We start from the raw sequence: 662 nt of genomic DNA on the forward strand, positions 1-662 counted from the left end.
TACCACCGGGAGATCGCCGAGAACTTCTCCCAGGACGGTGCCTGGGGCACCTGGGTCGGCCGGTGGACCGCCGAGGAGAACCGGCACGGCATCGTCATGCGTGACTACCTCGTCGTCACCCGCGGCGTCGATCCCGTCGCCCTCGAAGAAGCCCGCATGATCCACATGACCAACGGATATGCGTCGCCTGCCGGTGCAGGGGTGGGTCTGCTGCACTCCGTCGCCTACGTGACGTTCCAGGAGCTGGCCACCCGCGTCTCGCACCGCAACACCGGCAAGGTCTGCGACGATCCGATCGCCGACCGCATGCTCCAGCGCATCGCCGCCGACGAGAACCTGCACATGATCTTCTACCGCAACATCACCGGCGCGGCGATGGACATCTCGCCCGATCAGACGTTGCAGGCGGTCTCGGACATCGTGATGAACTTCGTCATGCCCGGTGCCGGTATGCCGAACTTCCGCCGCAACGGTGTGTTGATGGCCAAGCACGGCATCTACGACCTGCGTCAGCACCTCGAGGACGTCGTCTGGCCGGTGCTGCGCAAGTGGAGCGTGTTCGAGCGCAACGACTTCACCGGCCGCGGCGAGAACAAGCGCGAGGAACTCGCCGCGTTCCTCGAAGACCTCGAGCGTCAGGCCACCAAGTTCGAGGAGATGCG

General features: G+C 65.3%; 1 protein-coding gene. It reads left to right on the top strand.

Annotated features, from left to right (window positions below; translation table 11 throughout):
• Nucleotides 1-662: acyl-ACP desaturase (locus tag CH296_RS27865; protein ID WP_094686218.1), on the top strand; the 662-nt coding region annotated here is incomplete at both ends.

The organism is Rhodococcus sp. 14-2496-1d (genome assembly GCF_002259365.1).
Lineage (GTDB): Bacteria > Actinomycetota > Actinomycetes > Mycobacteriales > Mycobacteriaceae > Rhodococcoides.